This window comes from Rhizobium sp. YJ-22, assembly GCF_029601685.1.
Taxonomy (GTDB): domain Bacteria; phylum Pseudomonadota; class Alphaproteobacteria; order Rhizobiales; family Rhizobiaceae; genus Metarhizobium.
Genome location: NZ_JARRIR010000001.1, coordinates 134,259 through 155,487, shown reverse-complemented (window position 1 = coordinate 155,487; position 21,229 = coordinate 134,259). Strand labels below are relative to the sequence as shown.

At 65.3% G+C, this 21,229-nt stretch carries 24 protein-coding genes; 13 read left to right on the top strand and 11 right to left on the bottom strand.

The annotated features are described in order from the left end of the window. Positions 1-55 precede the first annotated feature (55 nt). Positions 56-970 carry a cytochrome c gene (locus P7F60_RS00760; protein WP_277915792.1) on the top strand — a complete coding sequence of 305 codons (915 nt, stop codon included), beginning with the start codon at positions 56-58 and terminating at the stop codon, positions 968-970. Here P7F60_RS00760 and P7F60_RS00755 read toward each other — a convergent pair. The 6 genes from P7F60_RS00755 to P7F60_RS00730 all read right to left on the bottom strand — a co-directional run bounded on the left by P7F60_RS00755 (position 967) and on the right by P7F60_RS00730 (position 6,044). Continuing rightward, a complete protein-coding gene (locus P7F60_RS00755) occupies positions 967-1,542 on the bottom strand; it encodes a type 1 glutamine amidotransferase family protein (protein ID WP_277915791.1) in 576 nt (191 codons plus the stop codon). The genes P7F60_RS00760 and P7F60_RS00755 overlap by 4 nt on opposite strands. 25 nt (positions 1,543-1,567) lie before the next feature. Further along, positions 1,568-2,056: a GNAT family N-acetyltransferase gene (locus P7F60_RS00750; RefSeq protein WP_277915790.1), complete on the bottom strand. Its 489-nt coding sequence runs from the start codon at positions 2,054-2,056 to the stop codon at positions 1,568-1,570. A gap of 198 nt (positions 2,057-2,254) precedes the next feature. Beyond that, positions 2,255-2,677 carry a helix-turn-helix domain-containing protein gene (locus P7F60_RS00745; RefSeq protein ID WP_277915789.1) on the bottom strand — a complete coding sequence of 141 codons (423 nt, stop codon included), beginning with the start codon at positions 2,675-2,677 and terminating at the stop codon, positions 2,255-2,257. A gap of 68 nt (positions 2,678-2,745) precedes the next feature. Then, positions 2,746-3,225, bottom strand: coding sequence for a hypothetical protein (locus P7F60_RS00740; RefSeq protein ID WP_277915788.1), 480 nt, complete (start codon positions 3,223-3,225; stop codon positions 2,746-2,748). Positions 3,226-3,346: 121 nt separating this feature from the next. Next, entirely contained in the window at positions 3,347-3,670 is a 324-nt protein-coding gene (locus tag P7F60_RS00735; protein ID WP_277915787.1) for a hypothetical protein, read from the bottom strand. A gap of 265 nt (positions 3,671-3,935) precedes the next feature. Continuing rightward, positions 3,936-6,044 (bottom strand): S9 family peptidase, encoded by a 2,109-nt coding sequence (locus tag P7F60_RS00730; protein WP_277915786.1) that lies wholly within the window; start codon positions 6,042-6,044, stop codon positions 3,936-3,938. A 307-nt stretch (positions 6,045-6,351) separates the two neighbouring features. Here P7F60_RS00730 and P7F60_RS00725 point away from each other — a divergent pair, with 307 nt between their 5' ends. After that, positions 6,352-6,756, top strand: coding sequence for a DUF930 domain-containing protein (locus tag P7F60_RS00725; RefSeq protein ID WP_277915785.1), 405 nt, complete (start codon positions 6,352-6,354; stop codon positions 6,754-6,756). A gap of 100 nt (positions 6,757-6,856) precedes the next feature. Continuing rightward, complete coding sequence (locus tag P7F60_RS00720) at positions 6,857-7,630, top strand: polysaccharide deacetylase family protein (protein WP_277915784.1); 774 nt, start codon at positions 6,857-6,859, stop codon at positions 7,628-7,630. A 4-nt stretch (positions 7,631-7,634) separates the two neighbouring features. Here the strand turns inward: P7F60_RS00720 and P7F60_RS00715 are convergent, their stop codons facing one another. The 3 genes from P7F60_RS00715 to P7F60_RS00705 form a co-directional block, all read right to left on the bottom strand. Next, the gene (locus P7F60_RS00715; protein ID WP_277915783.1) at positions 7,635-8,882 is read right to left on the bottom strand and encodes an FAD-dependent oxidoreductase; all 1,248 of its coding nucleotides are present in this window, start codon (positions 8,880-8,882) and stop codon (positions 7,635-7,637) included. A gap of 35 nt (positions 8,883-8,917) precedes the next feature. Next, positions 8,918-10,054, bottom strand: a complete 1,137-nt coding sequence (locus tag P7F60_RS00710; RefSeq protein WP_277915782.1) for an AI-2E family transporter — start codon at positions 10,052-10,054, stop codon at positions 8,918-8,920. Positions 10,055-10,146: 92 nt separating this feature from the next. After that, the gene (locus P7F60_RS00705) at positions 10,147-11,103 is read right to left on the bottom strand and encodes a VOC family protein (protein ID WP_277915781.1); all 957 of its coding nucleotides are present in this window, start codon (positions 11,101-11,103) and stop codon (positions 10,147-10,149) included. A 260-nt stretch (positions 11,104-11,363) separates the two neighbouring features. Between P7F60_RS00705 and P7F60_RS00700 the strand changes: the two genes are divergently transcribed. Both P7F60_RS00700 and P7F60_RS00695 read left to right on the top strand, forming a co-directional pair. After that, complete coding sequence (locus tag P7F60_RS00700; RefSeq protein ID WP_277915780.1) at positions 11,364-11,774, top strand: universal stress protein; 411 nt, start codon at positions 11,364-11,366, stop codon at positions 11,772-11,774. 11 nt (positions 11,775-11,785) lie between these two features. Then, the gene (locus P7F60_RS00695) at positions 11,786-12,115 is read left to right on the top strand and encodes a TraR/DksA C4-type zinc finger protein (RefSeq protein ID WP_277915779.1); all 330 of its coding nucleotides are present in this window, start codon (positions 11,786-11,788) and stop codon (positions 12,113-12,115) included. On the opposite strand, the gene P7F60_RS00690 is transcribed toward P7F60_RS00695, so the two are convergent. Continuing rightward, positions 12,116-13,492, bottom strand: a complete 1,377-nt coding sequence (locus P7F60_RS00690) for an SEL1-like repeat protein (protein WP_277915778.1) — start codon at positions 13,490-13,492, stop codon at positions 12,116-12,118. It abuts the gene before it with no gap. A gap of 262 nt (positions 13,493-13,754) precedes the next feature. Next, positions 13,755-14,162: a peptide-methionine (R)-S-oxide reductase MsrB gene (msrB, locus tag P7F60_RS00685; RefSeq protein ID WP_277915777.1), complete on the bottom strand. Its 408-nt coding sequence runs from the start codon at positions 14,160-14,162 to the stop codon at positions 13,755-13,757. A 167-nt stretch (positions 14,163-14,329) separates the two neighbouring features. Here msrB and P7F60_RS00680 point away from each other — a divergent pair, with 167 nt between their 5' ends. The 8 genes from P7F60_RS00680 (at position 14,330) to P7F60_RS00645 (ending at position 21,006) form a co-directional block, all read left to right on the top strand. Then, entirely contained in the window at positions 14,330-16,660 is a 2,331-nt protein-coding gene (locus P7F60_RS00680) for a putative monovalent cation/H+ antiporter subunit A (protein ID WP_277915776.1), read from the top strand. Continuing rightward, positions 16,657-17,073 (top strand): MnhB domain-containing protein, encoded by a 417-nt coding sequence (locus P7F60_RS00675; RefSeq protein ID WP_277915775.1) that lies wholly within the window; start codon positions 16,657-16,659, stop codon positions 17,071-17,073. Before P7F60_RS00680 ends, P7F60_RS00675 begins: the two co-directional genes overlap by 4 nt. Then, the gene (locus tag P7F60_RS00670) at positions 17,073-17,450 is read left to right on the top strand and encodes a Na+/H+ antiporter subunit C (protein WP_277916483.1); all 378 of its coding nucleotides are present in this window, start codon (positions 17,073-17,075) and stop codon (positions 17,448-17,450) included. The genes P7F60_RS00675 and P7F60_RS00670 overlap by 1 nt, the downstream gene beginning before the upstream one ends. After that, positions 17,451-18,992 (top strand): Na+/H+ antiporter subunit D, encoded by a 1,542-nt coding sequence (locus tag P7F60_RS00665; RefSeq protein WP_277915774.1) that lies wholly within the window; start codon positions 17,451-17,453, stop codon positions 18,990-18,992. Beyond that, on the top strand, positions 18,989-19,462 hold the full coding sequence (locus tag P7F60_RS00660; protein WP_277915773.1) for a Na+/H+ antiporter subunit E: 474 nt from the start codon (positions 18,989-18,991) through the stop codon (positions 19,460-19,462). The genes P7F60_RS00665 and P7F60_RS00660 overlap by 4 nt, the downstream gene beginning before the upstream one ends. Further along, on the top strand, positions 19,459-19,782 hold the full coding sequence (locus tag P7F60_RS00655; protein ID WP_277915772.1) for a cation:proton antiporter: 324 nt from the start codon (positions 19,459-19,461) through the stop codon (positions 19,780-19,782). The genes P7F60_RS00660 and P7F60_RS00655 overlap by 4 nt, the downstream gene beginning before the upstream one ends. Continuing rightward, a complete protein-coding gene (mnhG, locus tag P7F60_RS00650) occupies positions 19,779-20,072 on the top strand; it encodes a monovalent cation/H(+) antiporter subunit G (protein WP_277915771.1) in 294 nt (97 codons plus the stop codon). The genes P7F60_RS00655 and mnhG overlap by 4 nt, the downstream gene beginning before the upstream one ends. Positions 20,073-20,577: 505 nt before the next feature. Next, positions 20,578-21,006, top strand: coding sequence for a MucR family transcriptional regulator (locus P7F60_RS00645; RefSeq protein WP_277915770.1), 429 nt, complete (start codon positions 20,578-20,580; stop codon positions 21,004-21,006). Positions 21,007-21,229: the final 223 nt, after the last annotated feature.

Here is a 21,229-nt window from a genome sequence, read left to right as displayed (position 1 = left end):
GCCGGCTTTGGCTCCGGCGGCCTCCATCGAAATCTCCCTGATCAAGGAGCGTGCCATGGCGGGAAAGAGGACGCGCATCCTCCTGTCTCTGGCCGGCATCGCCGTCGTCGGCGCCGCCGCCCTGTTTTACCTGACCCTGCCGGCGCCGCTGCCGGAGGCGCATTGGGCCGGTCTCGGTGAACCCGACACCGCCAATGGCGAGCGGGTGTTCTGGGCGGGCGGCTGTGTCAGCTGTCATGCGGCGCCGGGATCGGAAGGAGACGCCAAAAAGGTGCTTGCCGGCGGGCTGGCCCTGAAAAGCCCGTTCGGCACCTTCCATGTGCCGAATATCTCGCCCGATCCTGCGGCCGGTATCGGCAGCTGGACATTGGCGCAGTTCGGCAACGCCATGACCCGCGGCGTCGGCCCCGGGGGCGAGCATCTCTACCCGTCCTTTCCCTACAATTCCTATGCGCGGATGACGCCGAAGGATGTCAACGACCTCTTCGGTTTCCTGAAGACCTTGCCGGCCAGCGCCAATGTCGCGCCGCCGCACGAACTGCCGTTCCCATTCAACCAGCGCATCGCGCTCGGTGGCTGGAAACTGCTATTCTTCAACGACGGCCCGCGCGCGCCGCTGAGCGCCAGCGGCGATCAGGTCAAGCGCGGCCAATATCTGGTCGAGGGCCTCGGCCATTGCGGCGAATGCCACACGCCGCGCAATCCGCTTGGCGGCTTCAAGTCCGGCGAATGGCTGGCCGGGGCGCCGAACCCGGAAGGGCAGGGGCGAATCCCCGACATCACCCCCGGCTCGAAATCCATCGGCCAATGGAGCGAGGCCGATATCGTCACCTATCTCGAAACCGGGTTTACCCCCGAATTCGACTCGGTCGGCGGCTCGATGGTCGAGGTGCAGCAGAACATGGCCAGACTGCCGGCCGAAGACCGCGAGGCGATCGCGGCCTATCTGAAGGCGATCCCGGCGCTTTAGGCGGACGCGGAGAATTCCTGGCCGAACTGGGCGACATAACCGTCCAGCTCCGGGCTGCCATGGCCGAGCGCGCGAAAGATTTCGGCGGTGAAGGTGACGGGTGCAGTGCCGGCGGCGGTGATGATGTTGGCATCGCTTACGGCGGCAGCGGTGTTTCGGTATCGCGCGCGGCCGTGATAGGCCTCGGTGGTTTCGAGCAGTTCGAGGGCGTTCGAGGTATGGGCGACGTCATCAAGCACGCCGGCGCGGGCGAGCGCCAGGGTTGCGGCGCAGATGCCGGCGACCAGCTTTCCGCGTTGCGAAAAGGCGCGGATGGTCGCGGAAATGTCGGGCGCATCCTGTGTCTGCCAGCTCTCGCCGCCGCAGACGACGAGCGCGTCGTAGGCGTTCGGATCAAGCGTGTCGATGGCGGCCTGCGGCATGGCGGTCATGCCGCCCATGGAGGTGACCGGCCGGGCGGCCGGCGTCGCGACGACGAAATCGAGGCCGAGAAAGCTGCGGCCCTCGGCCATCAGCAGCGCCACTTCCCAATCCGCATATCGATCCGTCAACGCGACAGCGATGGTCGTCATACCGGTTTCCTTTCCTGGACGGGGCTCATGCGAGCGCCTGCATGAAGCGCATGCCGGTCACCGGCAGGGCCTTGAAATCCATATGTTCGTAGAAGCGATGGGCGCGGAAGTTGCCGGTCGCGGCGGCGACGGACAGGTAATCGCAGCCGGCCGTGCGGGCCTGCTCGCGGGCGCGGGCGACCAGATGTTCGCCGATGCCGTTGCGGCGATGGCCGTTGCGCACGAAGAGATGGTGCAGATCCATGCCGCGTTTTCCCTCCTGCGCCCTGTAGAGCGGCACGAGAATGGCGTAGCCGATCAGGCCTTCGCCGCTATCGGCGACCAGCGCCTGGATCCACGGCATCGGGCCGAACAGGTCGCGTTCCAGCTCCTCGGCGGTGATCCGCGCGGCGTCGCCATGATCGGCGGCCAGCAGCGCGATCATCTCCTTGAGATCGGGCAGGTCGCGCGGCTTGGCCATGCGGATGACCACAACGGGCGGACGGGAAAGGGTAAGATCGATATCGTCGGTCATTGGCGTTTTCCTTTTGCGAGGTTTGCCGCCAGGACGCCGTTTTCTCCTAAAAACAAAGCCGCCCTGGAGGCGGCTTGTTTCGACATGATCAGTCTGGAGCCGCCCTTATCGGAAGGCCCAAAAATACGAACGGGAAATGGGTGCGCGTTTGATCATGTCGCAGAGATTCCCCGAAACGCCCAACTTGTCAAGAGCAAATCACACCGGCGGATGATCGCCCTCGCAAAGCCCGTGGTCGGACAGCGCCCGGATGACATAGCAATCGCCGATTGTCTGGCCGTGGCAATGGGAGACGATGCGCTCCAGCTCGTTCTCCAGCTTGCGCAACCGGGCGATGCGTTCGCGCACGGAAGAGAGATGGCTGGCGGCGATGCGGTCGGCGCGCGCGCAGGGTTCGTCGGGATGCTTGCTGAGGCTGATGAGCTCGCGGATCTCGTCCAGCGAAAGGCCGAGCGCCCGGGCATGACGGATGAAGACCAGCCGCTCCAGGTCGGCGCGCGTATAGCGCCGCTGGTTGCCCTCGGACCGCTCCGGCGCGGCCATCAGGCCGGATTGCTCGTAATAACGGATGGTCGGAACCTTGACCTCGGCCTTGCGCGACAACTCGCCGATCGACAGCATGATGCATCCCCATGAAAAGCTCTAGTCTCTAGAGATAGGTCTTCGCGGGATGATTGCAAGCCGTGCGATCACACGGCCTGCGTTTTGGCGGCCTCGTCCGAGCCGCCCTGCGCCCGGTCGCCGGCGCCGAGTGCCTGCAGCACCGCCTTGCGGATCTCGTCCTCCATGGCCTGGCGCTCTTCCGGCGGCATGGCGGCGAGGTCGCTTTCGGTCAGGCCCTTGCGCTCCAGATACTGGGCGCGGATCTTCTCGGCGATGCTCATCTTCGCCCATTTGTGCAGGTCGTCGAAGAGATCGTCGCGCGCCTGGGTCTGCTTGGCGGCATCGGCGGAAAGGGCAGGGGCATCGTCGCTGCCGCCGACGGTCAGGTTCCACAGCGCCTGCGACAGGGCGGGCGCCGGCACGGTCTGCGCGCCGGTGAGCGGGATATCGTCGGAGGGGCGGCGGTTGCGGCCGGATGTGTCGTCATCGCCCTGCTCGGGCAGCGGCGAATTGCCCGTCTGGTAGGACAAGGCGGAGACGGAACGGGGGCTGCTGCCGATCTTCATGGGCGCGATCCTGGCTGAAATGACGGGGTTTCCGAAAATCTCGGCCTCATGCCGGCAAACCTGCTCGAGCGCAGGAAAAAGGCGCCCGTCTGCGGGGCGCCCTCAAGGTTCGTCGAGAGAATTACGCGTAGAGAATTTCGCGTCCGGTCACATCCTCGTCTTCCAGATAGAGGGCGCTGACGCGGGCGGCGAGATCGGAGGCTTCGGCGACCGAATCGGCATAGCCGGCCGGAAAGGCGAAATTGTCGTTGGCGCGGCCGTCGTCGATCGCCCAGAGGGCGTCGGACAGCGCGGTGGACAGCAGCGTGCTGCTTTCGACGGCGGGCGAGAACTTGCGGGCTCCGGTCGCGCCCTGCGCGTCCGCGGATTCCTCGATCTCGCCATCGGGCCGCTGGAAGCGTCCCTGGTTGTAATAATACCCTTGCAAGCCGCTTTCGATGCGCATTGGTCCATCTCGACAAGGTGGTGGTTAATGGTTCGTTAACCATTGAACCTTGCGCGAAGCTTGCGTCACCGAGCATTTCCAGGAAAAGTGCGAAGCGGTTTTCCGTCCGGAAATGCGGAAAAGCAAAGAGATAGAGCAGCTTCGCGTTTCGAAGAAAGGCGGAGGTGCTCTAACGGAAAGCCCCGAAAAATCGGGGAGAATCGAAAACGGCCGCCCCTTTGTCAGGGAGCGGCCGTTAACGACAGGTTAAATTTTGGCAGGCGGTTTACATCTTGCCGGCGACCTTGATGGCGAAGGCGTATTCGAAGGCGACTTCCTCCAGACGCTGGAAGCGGCCGGAGGCGCCGCCATGGCCGGCATCCATGTTGGTGCGCAGCAGGATCGGCTGGTCGCCGGTGGTCTTTTCGCGCAGGCGCGCCACCCATTTCGCCGGTTCCCAATAGGTCACGCGCGGATCGGTGAGGCCGGCCAGCGCGAGGATCGGCGGATAGGGACGGGCATCGACATTCTCATAGGGCGAATAGGCGGCGATCCAGCCATATTCCTCCTCGGAATCGATGGGATTGCCCCATTCCGGCCATTCCGGCGGCGTCAGCGGCAGGGTGTCGTCGAGCATGGTGTTGAGCACGTCGACAAAGGGTACGGCGGCAATGAAGGCGGCGAACTTTTCCGGCGCCATGTTGGCGACCGCGCCCATCAGCATGCCGCCGGCCGAGCCGCCCTCGGCGACGATGCGGCCGTAGGAGGTGTATTTCTCGGCGGCCAGATAATCGGCGGCGGCGACGAAATCCTTGAAGGTATTCTCCTTGTTCTGCATCTTGCCGTTTTCATACCAGGCGAAACCCTTGTCCTTGCCGCCGCGAATATGGGCGATGGCGTAGACGAAGCCGCGATCGACCAGCGACAGGCAGCTTGTATTGAACGAGGCGGGAATGGTGATCCCGTAGGCGCCGTAACCGTAGAGAAGGCAGGGCGCCGTGCCGTCGAGCACCAGATCCTTGCGGTGGAGCAGGGTGACGGGCACGCTTTCGCCATCCCATGCGGGGGCGAAGACCCGGCGGGTGACATAGTCGTCTGGGTTATGGCCGGAGGGCACTTCCTGCGTCTTCAGCAGGGTGCGCTCGCGCGTCGCCATGTTGTAGTCGAAAAGCTGCGTCGGCGTCGTCATCGAGGAATAGGAGAAGCGGATGATGTCGGTGTCGTATTCGGCAGCGCCTTGCAGGCCCAGCGAATAGGCTTCCTCGGCAAAGGCGATGGCATGTTCCGCGCCGGTCTTGCGGTCGCGGATCATGATCTGCGGCAGTCCGTCCTTGCGCTCCAGCCAGACGAGATGGCGGGCGAACGCCATGTGGCTGAGGATCAGCTTTCCCGGCGTATGCGGCACGACCTCGCGCCAGTTCTCGCGGAAGGGCGCCGTAACCGGCGCTTCCATGATCTTGAAATCCTTGGCGCCATCGGCATTGGTGAGGATATAGAAGACGTCGCCGCCCTCGCACATCGCATATTCAAGGCCTTCCTCGCGGGGAGAGACCAGCAATGGCTCGGCGTTCAGGTCCTTGGTCGACAGCAGTCGGTATTCGCTGGTCTCGTGGTCGTGGATGTCGATATAGATGAAGTCGTCGAGCAGCGAGCCGCCGACGCCCATGAAGAAGCCGGGATCGGTCTCTTCATAGACCAGCCGGTCGGAAGATTGCGGCTGGCCGACGATGTGATGGTAGATTTTCGAGGGACGGTGGTTCTCGTCCTGCAGCGTATAGAAAAAGCTCTTGCCGTCCGGCGCCCAGGCGCCGCCGCCGCCGGTATTTTCGACGATGTCGGCGAGATCGGCGCCGGTTTCGAGGTTGCGAATGCGCAGCGTGTAATATTCCGAGCCCTTGTCGTCATAACCCCAGAGCGCATGGCTATGATCGGTGGTGGCGTCGAGGCCGGCGAGGCGGAAATAGGCCTTGCCTTCCGCTTCCTTGTCGCCGTCGAGCAGCACCCGTCGGGTGGCGGTGTCGCGGTAATCGGCATCGCGGGCCGTGCGGAAATAATGCGGCTGCTCGCCGCCGGTCACATAGAAGCTGCCATAGGCATAAGGGCCGTTCTTCAGCGGCACGGAGCTGTCGTCTTCCTTGATACGGCCCTTCATCTCGGAAAAGAGCTGCTTCTGCAGCGCGGCGGTATCGGCCATCGCCGCCTTCATATAGGCGTTCTCGGCCTCCAGATGGGCGCGGATGGCGGGGTCGAGGATTGCGGGATCCTTGAACATCGCCTGCCAGTTGCCGTCCCGCAGCCAGGCATAGTCGTCGATGCGCGCAATGCCGTGGCGGGTGTCCTCGACGGGGCGCTTCTCGGCGACGGGGGCGGCGGGGAGGGAGTGGAAAATCGACAAGCAGGCCTCCGGGGTCAAAGGCATTTCCGGAAAAAAGCGGATCGCGGTCTTCCATCCGGAAATGCGGCAAAGCAGGGTTGGGACTTCACAGATAAAGCGCCGCCGGGGGGCGATCAAGGGCGGCGGCGCGGCTTGCGCGAGGCTTGCCGGGCATCCGCTTGTGGATTCGAGATCACATTCTGACCACATTGATGAAGGATTTGTTGCCGCGCTGCCACAGGTCGTCTATAAAGCGACCGCCGGCCTGGGAGCGTCCCTGTCGTCGGCGCACGCCCGTTTGATGAACACTTTCAAAGAATTGGTGAGAATGATGAAGCTTGCCGCGCCCGTCGCCGCCCTTGTCGCCCTTCCGTTTCTATCCATCGCAACGCCCGGCTTTGCCGTGGATGCGCGAATCGCCAGGCAACTGGAGGCGCTCGATCCCGATACGCGGCTGGAACAGGCCTGCGACACCGAGGCCATGGCGCGCATCAGCGCCGGCAAGGGCGGCTTCAAGGCCGACAAGGTGATCGCCTATACCTTCGCCGAGCCGGAGCGGGAGGGCGATTCGCTGAATGCGCCCGGCGCGGTGTTCCGCAGCCGCGGCGAATGGTATCGCCTGTCCTTCAATTGCCTGACCGGCCCGAAGCGCATCAATGTCCGCAGCTTCGATTATGAGGTCGGCAGCATCGTCCCGCATGAGGAATGGACGGAGAATTATCTCTACGACTGATTGCCGCCTCGGCGCGCGCCATCATAAAACGGCCCGATTCGCGGGGGCATTCCAGCGCCTGGAACCGCCCAGAAACCCTTGGCCAACGGGATTGTCTCACATGCTTCGTGCCATTGCCTGTCTTTCGCTGCTTGCCGCGCTGGCGCTGCCGCTCCAGGCGGCCGAAATCCTTCCGCATGGCGCGAAGGCCAGCGCGCCGAAATCGAATGGCGGCAAGGGGCTGGTCGAGCCGAAGCTGACCGTTCCGCGCGGCGGCGACGTCACCCGCGTGGCCTTGACCTTCGATGCCTGCATGGGCAAGACGGATCTGCGCATCCTCGATACGCTGATTTCCGAAAACATCCCCGCCACCCTGTTCGTCACCGCGCGCTGGCTGAAGCACAACCCGCAGGCGCTGGCGCGGATCACGGCGCGGCCCGATCTGTTCGAGCTGGAAAACCACGGCGAAAACCACATTCCCGCCGTCGATCGCCCCGTCACCATCTACGGCATCCCCGCCGCCGGCTCGCCGGAAGCCGTGGCGAAGGAGGTGCAGAACGGCGCTGCCGCCATTCGCGCCGCCACAGGGCTGGAATCGCACTGGTTCCGGGGCGCGACGGCGCGCTATAGTCCGTCTTCCATCGCCGCCATCCGCGCCATGGGTTTCGAGATCGGCGGCTACTCGGTCAATGGCGACGGCGGCTCGCTGCTCGGTGCCCGCGAGGCGGAAAAGCGCATCGCCTCGGCCAAGGACGGCGACGTGGTCATCGCCCACATCAACCAGCCGACCCATGCCGCCGGCGACGGCGTCGTCAAGGGCATCCTCAAGCTGAAGGCGCGCGGCGTCCAGTTCGTGCGTTTGCAGGATGCCCCGCCAAGCCCGCCGGGAAATTGATCCCTCAGCCTGGCGACGGTCGGTCCAGCGCGAAATCGTCAAACCAGTCGCGCCAGTCGCCGCGCGCGAAGGCGCCGGCCATCTGGGCGGCCATGTAGGAAAAGGTGATGCCGTTGCCGCCATAGCCATAGGCGGCGAACAGGTTTTGCGTGCCGGGCACCCGGCCGATCAGCGGCAGGCCGTCTTCCGTTTCGCCGAAGGCGCCGCACCAGGCATGGGAGAGCGCCGGCTCTGCTGCCGGCCACAGGCGGCGCAGTTTTTCGCGCAAGGCTTCGGCCTTGGCCGGCAGTTTCGAGTCGCGCAATGCCGGATCGTCGATTGCCTCGTCCTCGCCGCCGATGACGATGCGGTTGTCGGCGGTGGTGCGCAGATAGAGATAGGGTTCGCTCGCTTCCCAGATCAGCGCCCGCTCGGGCCAGAGGGCATCCGGCGCTTGCGGCACGGTGGCGACCGCCCAGCTCGAGGCGATCTTGTGGATTTCAGGCATGATGAAGCCCGGCATGACATAGCCGGTCGCGAGCACCGCATGGCGGGCCTCGATCACATGCGGCGTGTCGGTCTCGATCGTCACCCGGCCGCCCTCCTCGTGGAAGGCCGTTGCCGTGGCATCCACCAGCCGCGCCCCATGCGCAGCGGCCCAATGCAGCAGCCCCCACGCCATGCACAGCGGATCGGCCTCGGCCGAGCCGGGCGAATGGATCGCGCCGGCGCGGCCGATGCTGAAGCGTTCGGCCAGTTCAGCCGCGGGCAGGAAACGGCCGGGCAGGCCGGCGCGTTCGCGCAGCAGCATTTCCTCGATCAGGCTGTCCGGCGCCTGCTCCTCGCCGGCGATATAAAGCGTCGGGCGCGGACGGAAGGCGCAGTCGACACGCAGCGACGCCATCAGCGCCGCAAGGCCTGAAACCGCCGCATGGCTGCGGCGATAGATGGCGGCGGCGCGCTCGAAGCCGTAATAGCCGGCGAGTTCGCTGAGCGGCGCGTCGATTTCCCATTCCAGCATGGCGGTGCTGGCCGAGGTGCTGCCGAGGCCGGGGCGTTCGCGGTCGACGACGCAGACCGAAAGGCCCATCGCCGTCAGGACCTGCGCCGTCAGCGCCCCGGTGATGCCGCCGCCGACGATGGCCACGTCCACCTTGAAGCTGTCGTCGAACGGCTGGCTTTGCGGCCGCCGCGCCTCGCCGCCCCAGGGCGAACGGCCGCTGACGAGATCGCTGTGGCTGGTCTCGGTGAAATCGAAGGGGGCATGGTCCAAAATCTACGCTCCTCGGATAGGCTTGAAAGTGTGGATCAGCCCGGAAGCTGCGGCATCGGCCGGTCGTCGGGCAGGGTCTCGTTGATGATGGTCATGACGATCAGCGACAGCGGCAGGGCGAGCATGGCGCCGACGGCGCCCCACATCCAGCTCCAGAAGATGATGGCGACGAAGATGATGAAGGGATTGATTTCCAGCCGCTTGCCCATGACGCCGGGAATGACCAGGTTTTCCGTCACCAGGTGGATGCTGAAGAAGGCGAGCGCCGGCAGCACGCCGATGATGAGCGTATCATGCGAGAGAATGCCGGCCGCCGCCAGCGACAGCGTCATCAGCGCAAAGCCGAGATAGGGCACGAAGCTGGAAATGAAGGCGAAGACGCCCCAGAGCACCGGCATGGAAAGGCCGCCGAAATAGGCGATGACCGTCACCACCGCGCCGATAGAGGCATAGACCAGTGCGGCGGTGGCGAAGTAGAAGCCGAGCGCCTCCTCGATGGCGTTGAGGATTCGGATCGCCGTCAGCCGCTTGTCGCGGTTGCGGAAGGTCAGGATCAACGCCTTGCGCAATTGCAGCCGGCCCATGAGGAACAGAAGCAACGCCGCGAAGAAGATCAGCGCCTGCACCAGCGCCGGCGTCAGCCCGGCCGCCAGCAATTGCAGGATGCTGCCGGTATTGGTGAGCAGCCCTTCCATCGACACCGGGCCGCTGGTGAACGAGGCCGGGGTGATGCGCAGCCATTCGATGCGCTGCAGATAGGGCATGATGCGCTTGACCGCGCCTTCGACCATATCAGGCGCGTTCTGCGCCAGATTGGCGACCGGCTCTGCCAGCGCATTGACGATCAGGAAAACGCCGAGGCCGAACAGCGTCGAGAGCAGGATGGCGCTGAGGATCGGCGGCAGCCCGAGCTTGTGCAGCTTGTCGGCGAGAAGGCCGAGGATGAGCCCCACGACCACTGCCAGCGTGATCGGCATCAGCACCGCCGACATGGTATAGACGACAGTCAGCACCGCGATGGTGAACAGGCCGATGATCGACCAGATCTTGGCGAGATCGAGATTGTCCCGCTCGACGCGCACGCGAACCAGGCCGGGCTCCTCCCGCGCGCCGTTTCGCGCCAGATCGGCCAGCGGCTGCACCTGCCCCGTGCGCTCCGGTTCGTATGCCATTGTGATGTTCCCCCGATGGATATCCTGCCTATGAATGCGCGAAAGGCCCGCCGGTTCCGGCGGGCTTTCATGACGGCGGATATAGGGAGGAATCAGGCGGTCAGCCTGAGGCCGATGCCCCACGGATCCTTCAACGACCAGACGCCGTTTTCGGCGGTCGCCTTGATGGCGTGGGCGTCGAGATTGGCGAGCGCCGCCTTCAGCGCCGCGGCGTCGTTGAAGTGCAGCGTGTAGTCGGACAGGCCGCTCATACCGTCGCTGCGCGCCTGTGCGCCACGGCTGTTCCAGATGTTGGCGGCGACGTGGTGGTGATAGTCGCCGGTCGCGAAGAAGCTGGCGCCGGGATAGTTGGCCATCATCTTCAGGCCGAGCACATCGCGGTAGAAGGTATTGGCCTGCGGGATATCGCCGACCTGAAGATGGATATGGCCGATGGCGGAACCCGGCGCCATGCCTTCCCAGGCGTCGGTCGGCGCGCTGTCGTAGAGCGCCTGCAGGTCGAGGCGGCGGGTATCCATCTCGACGGTGCCGTCGGGGCGGAAATTCCAGGCCTCATGCGGTCGGTCGGCATAGATCTCGATGCCGTTGCCCTCGGGATCGGAAAGATAGATCGCTTCGCTGACCAGATGGTCGGAGGCGCCGTCGAGCGTGACGTTGTTGTGGGCGGCATGGCGCAGCCAGCGGGCCAGTTCCGTGCGGTCCGGCATCAGGAAGGCGGTGTGGAACAGGCCGGCGGCATTGCGCGGCGCGGCGCGCACGTCACCGCGCGTCGTCAGCGTCAGCAGCGGCACGCCGGCGGCGCCGAGAACCTCGCCGCTCATGCTCTTGTCCAGCACCGACATGCCAAGCATGGTCCGGTAATAGGCCGAGACGGTCGGCAGGTCGACGACGACGAGATGGGAATGGCCGACATAGGCCGGCCGGGTCAGGGCATAGGAAGGCTTGGGCATGGTCTCGGTCTCCGTTCTGCTGAGGGCCGGCGAAGCGCCGGCCGCAACCGCGCCCACCGCCGCAAGGCTCAGAAATCCGCGTCTGTCGAGTTGGGTCATCGGGAAAGGGCCTCCTTCGCACCTCAAGCCGGTTCCGGCCAACCGCGGAGCGGTTCTGCCTCCGCGATGGCATGAACGGAAAGGATGCGCTGCCGAAGATATGGCCCATCGCCATTGTTCATGGAAGATCATGTTTCAGCGATGCATCGTCAATGCGATGTTGACGACGAGATTTCACCGAAACTTGATCGGAATCAAGGTGCGCGTCGCGGCCGCGCCGCTATGCTGTCTTCATCAGAAGCGAGCAGAAAGGGCAGGCCATGTACAAGAAGATCCTCGTTCCGATCGAAGCCGGCGCATTGGAGAAGGGAGAGCGCATTTTCCGCAAGGCGGCCTCGCTGCTCGATTCCGGCGGCGAAATCATCCTGCTCAACGTCGTCGAGCAGGCGCCGACCTACCTGATGCTCGATTTCCCCGCCGACCTCATCGAGGGGGCGATTTCCGATGCGCGTGAAAAGCTGCAGGGGCTGCTGTTGAAGACCGGCATACCCGCGCGCATCCAGCTTCGCCAGGGCCCGCCGGCGCGCGAGATTCTCGAAGCCGCCAAGGAGCTCGGCACGGATCTCATCGTCATCGCCTCGCATACGCCTGATTACACCAATTATTTCATTGGCGCGACGGCCGACCGCGTCGTGCGCCATTCATTGTGCTCGGTTCTCGTCGACCGTTGAGGGAGGACGCCATGGACGTCAGACATTTCGAAGACCGCTTGCGCGCCCGCCGCCACGAACTCGAAGGCCGGCTGGATCGCATCGAGCACGATTTCGAGCAGCCGCGCAATCCAGACGACGACGACCGGGCGCTGGAGCGCAACAATGACGAGGTGCTCGACAGCCTCGGCCTGCAGGGGGAGCAGGAACTGCGCGCCATCGGTGCGGCGCTGGACCGCATCGCGGCCGGCAGCTTCGGCCGCTGCACCCGCTGCGGCGCGACGATAACCGCCGCGCGGCTGGAGGCGGTGCCCTATACGCCGTTCTGCGAGGCCTGCGCCCGGGAGCTCGAGGACGGCTGATTATTCGGCGGAAGCGCCGTCCTCGCCATTGTCGCTGTTGAAGGCGGCCCTGGCGGCTTCCATGCTTTCCGGGCCGAAGCGCCCGGTGATGGCGCCGGAATAGAAACCGGCGCGCTTCAGCCGCTTTTGCAGGCTGGTGTAGAAATCTTTCGGCCATTCGATGCTGGGCTCGTTCAACTCGTCGAGCGCGCCCTGTTCGCCGCCCGTCAGCGCGCTCATGAACAATTCCGCCGCCTTGACGCCGTTGACGGCGACGCCGTCGCCCTCGCCGTAGAGATAGGCGGCATTGAGGAAGGCGAGCGTCTGTCCCTGCGCCATTGCCTTCTCGTAATATTGCCGCGCCTTGGCGAAATCCTGCTCGATGCCGGTGCCCTGGTAATACATCACGCCGATATTGTTCTCGCCGTCGGGATCGCCGAGATCGGCGGCCTTCTTGTACCACTTCACCGCCTGGTCGATGTTCTTCACCAGCCCGTCGCCCTGCTCATAGGCATAGCCGAGCTCGACCATCGAGGCCGCCTGGCCGCCCTCGGCGGCCTTGCGATGCCATTCGAGGATCTCCTGCTTGCGGTCGGTGCCGTCGTCGAGGCCGGCAAGCGCGAAGCCGAGATGGCTCATGGCGGCTGCGTCGCCGGCATCGGCCGCCTTGCGATACCAGGCGATCGCCTGTTTCGCATCCGGCTCGATGCCCTCGGTATTGTCGAACAACCCGCCGAGCGCATCCATGGCCTCGACCTCGCCGAGATCGGCGGCGGTCTTCAGGATCGCCATGGCGGTGTGGACGTCTGCCTCGACCCCGTTGCCGTCGCGATAGGCAAGGCCGAGCGCGGTGATAGCAGGCGGATATTTGGCATCGGCCGCGATCTTGAAATAGGCGGCCGCGCGGGCGAAATCCTTTGTCGTGCCCCGGCCGTCGCGGTAGAGCGTGCCGAGATTGTGGGCTGCGATCGGCACGCCGGCCGCCGCTGCGCGCGAATAGAAGTCGAAGGCTTTCTTCAGGTCGGCCTGCACGCCTTCGCCGTTTTCATAGAGCTTGCCGAGATTGCCGGTGGCGGCGGCATAGCCGGCGTCGGACGCCTTTGTGAAAGCCTCGCGCGCCTCCTTGAAGCGTTTGCCGGCCAGATAGGCGCGGCCGAGTTCGAAACGATAGCGTGGCTCCGCCGGCATGTCCTTCACCGCCGCCTCGCAGGCGGTGATCGCAGCGGCGGCATCGGCGATCTCGGTGCCGGGGACAGCGGCCGGCTTTTGCGGATCGAAGCGGCCGGCGGCGAGGCTGTCGCAACTCTCGCCGGTGCCGGCCGCGAAGGCCGGCGACAACGCGGCCAGTGCGGTGATGATCAGCAGCGGCGAGGCGGCCTTGCGGGCGTTCCATGCCATGACGGTGTTCCTCTCAAAGCCGGGGCAGCGTGGGATGCGCAGACCCCATCATCGCCGATTCGCCGGCATAAGGGAGCGGCCAGTTCAGGGCGTTTTGCCGGAAAGGGCATTTTTATTTTTTTTTGGATGGATCATTGTGCGGCGTATCGCAAAGCGGTTGGCTTCGCTCGTGGCGCCCTTTCCCCTTCTCCCCGAAGGGAGAAGGGGATGGAGCGGCGATTTCCTCAACCAATACGCGTCGGCGGTGGCAATTTATCACCACTCACTTTGGCTCGAACACCATCGCATGGCCGTTCATGCAGTAGCGCAGGCCGGTCGGCGGCGGCCCGTCGGGGAAGACGTGGCCGAGATGCGAATCGCAGGAGGCGCAGCGGATTTCGGTGCGCACCATGCCATGCGAGGTGTCGCGCAATTCGCGCACCGCACCCGGCGTCACCTCGCGGAAAAAGCTCGGCCAGCCGCAGCCGGCGTCGAACTTGGTATCCGAGAGGAACAGCGGCGCATCGCAGGCGGCGCAGCGATAGAGCCCCGTCTCGAAACTGTCCCAGTAAGGCCCGGTGAAGGCGCGCTCGGTGCCGTGCTCGCGCATGATCTTGTACTGGATCGGCGTCAACTGCTCACGCCATTCGGCGTCGCTCTTCTCCACCTTGGGAATCGTCGTCTCGCTCATGTCGGCCTCCTTCACATTTCGGGATGTCGCATAGATAGGCATGATCCCCGGCCAAGACAATGCGCGGACGCTTCCCCCTCCGTCGGCCGAAATCGGTTGAGAGGGCCGGCCGATTATCCTAATCAAGGGACGCTGATCCGCCCGAAACGCCTCGAGAAGGAGAGGGAATGACATCAGGCGCCACCGAGGCGACCTTTGCGGCGCTCGTCCTGCCCTTCCTCGGCGCCGTTGTCGCGCCTGTGCTGGCCGGCCGTTTCGGCGCGCGTGCGGCCTGGGGGCTGGCGGTGTTGCCGGCGCTGTCTTTCCTGCATTTCTGTTCGCTGGTGCCGGAGATCGCCGGCGGGGCGCCGGTGACCGGCGGTTATGCCTGGGTGCCGAGCTACAATCTCTCCTTCTCCTGGTATCTCGACGGGTTGTCGCTGACGTTTGCGCTGCTGGTCACCGGCATCGGCGCGCTGATCGTGCTGTATGCCGGCGGCTACCTGAAGGGCCATGTTTTGCAGGGGCGCTTTCTCGCCTTCCTCTTCCTGTTCATGGGGGCGATGCTGGGGCTGGTGGTCTCCGACAGCTTTCTGATGCTGTTCATCTTCTGGGAGATGACCTCGATCACCTCCTTCCTGCTGATCGGCTTCGACCATGAACGCCGCGCCGCGCGCCGCGCCGCCCTGCAGGCGTTGGTGATCACCGGCGGCGGCGGGCTGTTCCTGCTGGCCGGCCTGCTGCTGCTCTGGAACGTCACCGACGTCACCCAGATGTCGCTGGCGCTGCCCTATGGCGAGGCGTTGAAGGCCAGCCCCTATTATCTCGCGGTGCTGCTCCTGGTGCTGATGGCCGCCTTCACCAAATCGGCGCAGTTTCCCTTCCATGCCTGGCTGCCGAACGCCATGGAGGCGCCGACGCCGGTCTCGGCCTACCTGCATTCCGCGACCATGGTGAAGGCCGGCATCTACCTGCTGATGCGGCTCTATCCGGCACTGGGCGGCACGGCGGCCTGGGAGATCATCCTGCCGGTCTTCGGCGGGCTGACGCTGATCGTGGGCGCCGTCATGGCGGTGGGCGAAAGCGACCTGAAGCGGATGCTCGCCTATACCACGCTCGCCTCGCTCGGCCTTCTCGTGCTGCTGCTCGGGGCCGGCGGGGATGATGCCGTCGAGGCGGCGGTGCTCTATCTCATGGCCCACGCGCTGTTCAAGGGCGCCTTCTTCATGCTCGCCGGCATCCTTGATCACGAAACCGGCAGCCGCGACATCACCGCGCTCGGCGGTCTCGTCTCGGCCATGCCGCTGACCTTCGCGATCACGCTGGCGGCCGCACTTTCCATGGGAGGCCTGCCGCCCTTCTTCGGTTTCCTCGCCAAGGAGGAGATCTATGCGGCGCTCGCCGGCGGCAATCTCCGCGCCATCCTGCTGACCGCCACCGTCGTCTTCGGCAATGCGCTGATGTTCGCCGTGGCCTTCGTCATCGCGCTGAAACCCTTTCTCGGGGCCCGCAAACCGACGCCCCGCGCCCCGCATGAGGCGCCGATATTGCTGTGGCTCGCCCCGGCCGTGCTGGCGCTGGCCGGCCTCGTCGCCGCGCTGCTTTCGCCCCGGTTTCATGCGCTGTTTTCCACACCGATGGCCAGCGCCGTGCGCGCCGCGCCGGCGCCGGTCGAGATCGGCCCGATGCCGCATTTCGGCCTGCCGCTGCTCCTGTCGGTTTTCACCATCTTTGTGGGCATCGGCGTCTGGCTGCTCGCCGACTGCCTGCGCCCGGCCGTCGCCCGGCTGGTCGCGACCCTGTCGCCGGGGCCGGATGCAGCCTTCGACGAATTCATCGCCGGCCTGCTGGCTCTGGCCCGGCGGGTGACGCGGCTCACCCAGCCGGGGCGGCTGCACATCTACATGACGGTGATGTTCGCCACGCTTGCCGCCGCGCTGTTCGTCACCCCGGCGCTTTATGGCGAATGGCCCGCCTGGCCACGCTTCGCGCCGCTGCTGCCCTCGGAAGCCATGATCTTTGCCGTCGCCGTCATCGGCCTGGGCGCGGTCATTACCGCTCGCCAGCGGCTGACGGCCATCGTCGCGCTCGGCATCCAGGGTTTTGCCGTGGCGGTCATCTTCGTCTTCTATTCCGCCCCCGATCTCGCCTTCACCCAGTTCATGGTCGAGACGCTGTCGGTGGTGATCCTGACGCTGGTCATGACGCGGCTGCGGCTCTCGGTCGTCGACCGGCGCGCGCCCCGGCGGCGGCTGGTCGATGGGGCGCTGGCGCTGGCCGGCGGTTTCGGCCTGGTGCTGCTGACGCTGAAAACCCTCGAAACGCCCTTCGATCCGGCGCTCTCCCTGTTCTTCGGCCAATGGTCGCGGGTGATTGCCCATGGCCGGAACGTCGTCAACGTCATCATCGTCGATTTCCGCGGCACGGATACGCTCGGCGAAATCGCCGTGGTCACCGCCGCCGGCCTTGCCGTGCTGGCCCTGCTGCGCCGTCGGGCAACGCGGAGAGGCAAGGCATGAACACGCCGATTTTCCGCGCCTTCGCCGTGCCGCTGACGGCGCTGATGCTGATCGCCTCGCTGTTCATCCTGCTGCGCGGCCACAATGCGCCGGGCGGCGGGTTCATCGGCGGTCTCGTCGCAGCCGCCGCCTTCGCCCTGCAGGCCGCCGCCTTTGGCCCTATGGCCGTGCGGCGGGCGGTGAAAGTCTCGCCGCTGTCGGTCGCGGCGTTCGGGCTCTCGGCCGCCTGTGTCGCCGGCTTGTTCTCGGCGCTGGCCGGTATGCCCTTCATGACCGGGCTGTGGATCGAGCTGCATCTGTTCGGCATCACCGTGCCGCTCTCCACCGTCATGCTGTTCGATGCCGGCGTCTATCTGGTGGTCGTCGGCGCGGTGACAGCGATCGCGCTGGCGGTGGAGGAGGAAGAGCCATGATCGAGCCGTGGCTTGCCGTGCTCTCCGGCCTGTTCTTTTCGGCCGGCATCTATCTGCTGCTGGCGCCGCATCTGTTGCGGGCGCTCATCGGCTTCGCGCTGTTCGGCAATGCCGTCAATCTCCTGCTGTTCCTCTCCGGCCGGGTGACGCGCGATGCGCCGCCGATCATCGGGGAGGCAGAGACCGCGCTGAAGGCTGGGGCCGCCAATCCGCTGCCGCAGGCGCTGATCCTCACGGCCATCGTCATCTCCTTCTCCTTCTTCGCCTTCCTGCTGGTGCTCGCCTGGCGCGCGTTTCGCGATCTCGGCGCCGAGGAAGTCGATGGCCTCGACCGCGCCGAACCGCGCGACCGGCCCGCGCCGCCGGGAGGCTATTGAATGGCCGCGCCGATCCCGAACCTCTCCGCCGCGCTGAACCTTGCCGCGCCCACGAGTGCGAGCTGGCTGACGATCCTGCCGGTGCCCCTGTGCTTTTCGCTCGCCGCCATCCTTGTCATCCTCCGGCGTCACTCGATATTGCAGCCGGTGATCGCAACGGCGGGCCTGTTGCTGCTGGTGGGGCTGAACGCGGCGCTGCTGGTCGCGGTGATCGCCGAGGGCCCGGTCACCATGGTCATGGGCCGCTGGCTCCCGCCCTTCGGAATCGCCTTCACCGTCGATCTCACCAGCGCGCTGTTTACGCTCGCCGCCTCGGTGGCGGCGCTGGCCGCCTGCCTGTTCGCGTCAGGCGATATCGATGCCGCCGCGCGCGGGCAGGGCTTTTATGCCTTCCTGCTGCTGCTGATGGCCGGCGTCTGCGGCGCGCTGACCACCGGCGACATCTTCAACCTCTATGTCTGGTTCGAGGTGACGCTGATCGCCGCCTTCGGCCTGATGGCGGTCGGCGAAGAGCCCGAGCAGATCGACGGCGCCTGGACCTATGCGCTGATGAACCTCGTCGGCACAGCCCTGTTCCTTGCGACGGTTGGTTTGCTCTATGCGCGTTTCGGCACGCTGAACATGGCCGATCTCGCCCGGGAAATCCGCGCCGGCGAGGGCGCGCAGCCGGGCATGACGCTTTCCGTGCTCTTCCTCTTTGCGCTCGGCCTCAAGGCGGCGGCCTTCCCGTTGCAGATGTGGCTGCCCGCCGCCTATCACACGCCGCGCCTGACGGTCTCGGCCCTGTTCGCCGGCCTGATGACCAAGGTCGCGATCTATGTGCTGCTGCGCCTGTTCGTTATGCTGATGCCTTTGCAGCGCGAGGAACTCAGCCTGCTGATCGTCACCGCCGGCGCGGCCTCGATGCTGGTGGGCGCGCTCGGCATGCTGGCCGAGGATGACCTGCGCCGCGTCGCCGGTTTCGGTGTGATCGCCGGCGTCGGAAACATGCTTTCGGGATTGGCGCTCGGCAGCCCCGGCGGCGTCAGCGGCGCCATCCTCTATGCGCTGCATTCGATGCTGGCGATGACCGCGCTCTATATCGCCGTCGCCGGCATCGGTAGGCGTTTGGGCAGCTTTTCGCTGGGCCAAGCCGGCGGCCTCTATGCCCGCGATCCCCTCTTCGCCTTCCTCTGCCTGGCCCTGTTCTTTGCCGTGTCAGGCCTGCCGCCGCTTTCCGGATTCTGGCCGAAGGCGATTCTCACTAAGGCGGCGCTGGATATCGGCGCCTGGTGGCTGGCGGGCGCCATCCTGCTTTCCGGCTTCCTGACGACGATTGCGCTTGCCCGCATCTTCCTGCTCGCCTTCTGGCGCCCGGCGGCAACGGCGGAGATAGGCCCGGCGGCAAGCGGCACCGCCGCGCTCACCCTTCTGGTCGCCCTGATTGCCGGCTTCGGCCTGCTGCCGGAGGGCGTGTTGTCCTTGGCGCAGGAGGCTGCCGCCAGCCTTTCGGCGGCCGATGCCTATGTCGGCTCAGTCTTTCCGGGCGAGGCTTCGCCATGAGTCGCGCCGCCGCCTTCCTTCTGGTCCTCACCGCCTGGACGGCGCTGAGCGGCAGCCTCGCGCCGCCCGATCTTGCCCTTGGCGCGCTGCTGGCGCTGCTCGTGCTCTTCCTGCTGCGCCACCATCTCGATCATCCACGCCTGCGGGTGCGCCCGCTCGGCCTCGTCTTGCTGTTTCTCCTGTTCCTGAAGGAGTTCGCGCTTTCGGTGCTGGCGGTGACGGCAACGGTCCTGCGCCCGCGCCAGCGCCTCGATCCGCGCATGGTGAGCGTGCCGACCGCGCTGGAGGGCGAGTTCCGTGTTGCGCTGCTCGCCAACCTAATCACCCTGACGCCCGGCACGCTGACCGTCGACATCTCCGACGACGGCCGCACCCTCCACGTCCATGCGCTGGATTGCGCCGATCCCGAAGCCTTGCGCCGCGGCGTCGCCGAGGGGTTCGAACGTCGCATCCGCGAGGCTTTCCCATGACGGAAAAAATCCTGCAGGCCGCGCTGTCCCTGTCCTTCATTCTCGTCGGGCTGTCGCTGCTGATGATCGTCTGGCGTTTCCTGCGCGGGCCGACGCTGGCCGACCGGGTGGTGGCGCTGGATACGCTCACCGCTGCCGCCATGGGCCTGATCGCGCTCGTCGCCATCCGCAGCGGCTTTTCGCTGTTCGTCGATATCGCCGTCGTGCTCGGCCTCGTCGGTTTCCTCGCCACCGTGGCCTTCGCCCGCTTCCTGCTGATGCGCGGCGCCGAGGATGAGCGTCCGGCGCAGCCGCAACGCCGCAAGGGAAGACGCCGATGACTTCAGCGCTCGATCTCCTCGTTGCGGCGCTGCTCGTTGCCGGCGCCTTCTTCACCTTCACGGCGGCGCTCGGTCTTGTGCGCCTGCCGGACCTCTACACCCGCATGCACGCCGCCTCCAAGGTGGGGACGGCCGGCTCCGGCCTGCTGCTGCTCGCCGCCGGACTGCACGCCCAGGACGGCGCGGTTGTAGCCCGCGTGCTGGTCGGGCTGGGCTTCCTCGTGCTCGGCGCGCCGGTGGCTGCCCATCTGATCGCCCGCGCCGCCCGGCGAACCGGCTTCGAACCCTAATGAAAAGCAAATCCGGCAAGCGTTGTGGTTGAAAAAGGCATCCGCGGAATTTCTACCCTTGGATGAACGGTTGTATCAAGTCGAAACAAAGGCTTTTCCTGAAGACCTATCGTTTGAAGGTTGCAACGTTGACCCGCAACAGGAAGTAAATTCTAGAATAATTAATTGGACTTTTGCGGGAATAGTGGTAAGCGAAGAATTATAGAGTTACGATATCGAATAAAGCTGAACCGCTTCGATTCGGGAAAGCGCCGGGAAAACCGGTGCGAGCGTGGGAATTGAGCCGTCAATTGCTGCGCGAGGAGAGGTCGGAAAGCGGTCGATGTCGAAAACGCATGATCCGCCCATGCGCGCAGGCCGAAGCTTAGGGGTAGGCTTCGATCGGTCTTCGGACTGCCTGCAGCAGGGGCGGCAATGCGCGACTCTGAAATGATGCGTGTCCGATCGATTCGGCCAGACCGCGCCGGCGGATACAGGGCAAGAGTTTTGAACAGGAGTACGAAACATGACAGACTCGAGCTTGGGCAACGGTCCCGAACTGTTGGTTGAGCTGACCGCCGATATCGTCGCGGCTTATGTGAGTAATCACGTCGTCCCGGTCGGCGAGCTTTCGAATCTCATTTCCGATGTGCATTCCGCCCTGAGCAACACCAGCGCCCCTTCCGCGCCGGTCGCCGTCGTCGAGAAACAGAAGCCGGCGGTTTCGGTGCGCAAGTCGGTGCAGGACGATCAGATCACCTGCCTGGAATGCGGCGGTTCGTTCAAGTCGTTGAAGCGTCACCTCATGACCCATCATTCGCTGTCTCCGGAAGAGTATCGCGAAAAATGGGAATTGCCGGCCGATTATCCGATGGTCGCCCCGGCTTATGCGGAGGCACGTTCGCGCCTTGCCAAGGAAATGGGCCTCGGTCAGCGCCGCAAGCGCGGCAAATAAGCCGCGCTGCGACAGGAGGACGGTCGGGTCTCGATCCGGCCGGGTTTCCGGTCGCGGTTTTTTGCAAAGCCGGAAGGCCGGGCGCGATGCCCGGTTTTTTGTTGATTGTGATTAGGAAAATTTACCTAATTTGTTAAGCTCTCAAGGGTCGTTCCTTGGGCCTCCCGATTGGCGAGAACATCGTCGACACATAAAGCCCGATAAACATGCAATGGGCACGACG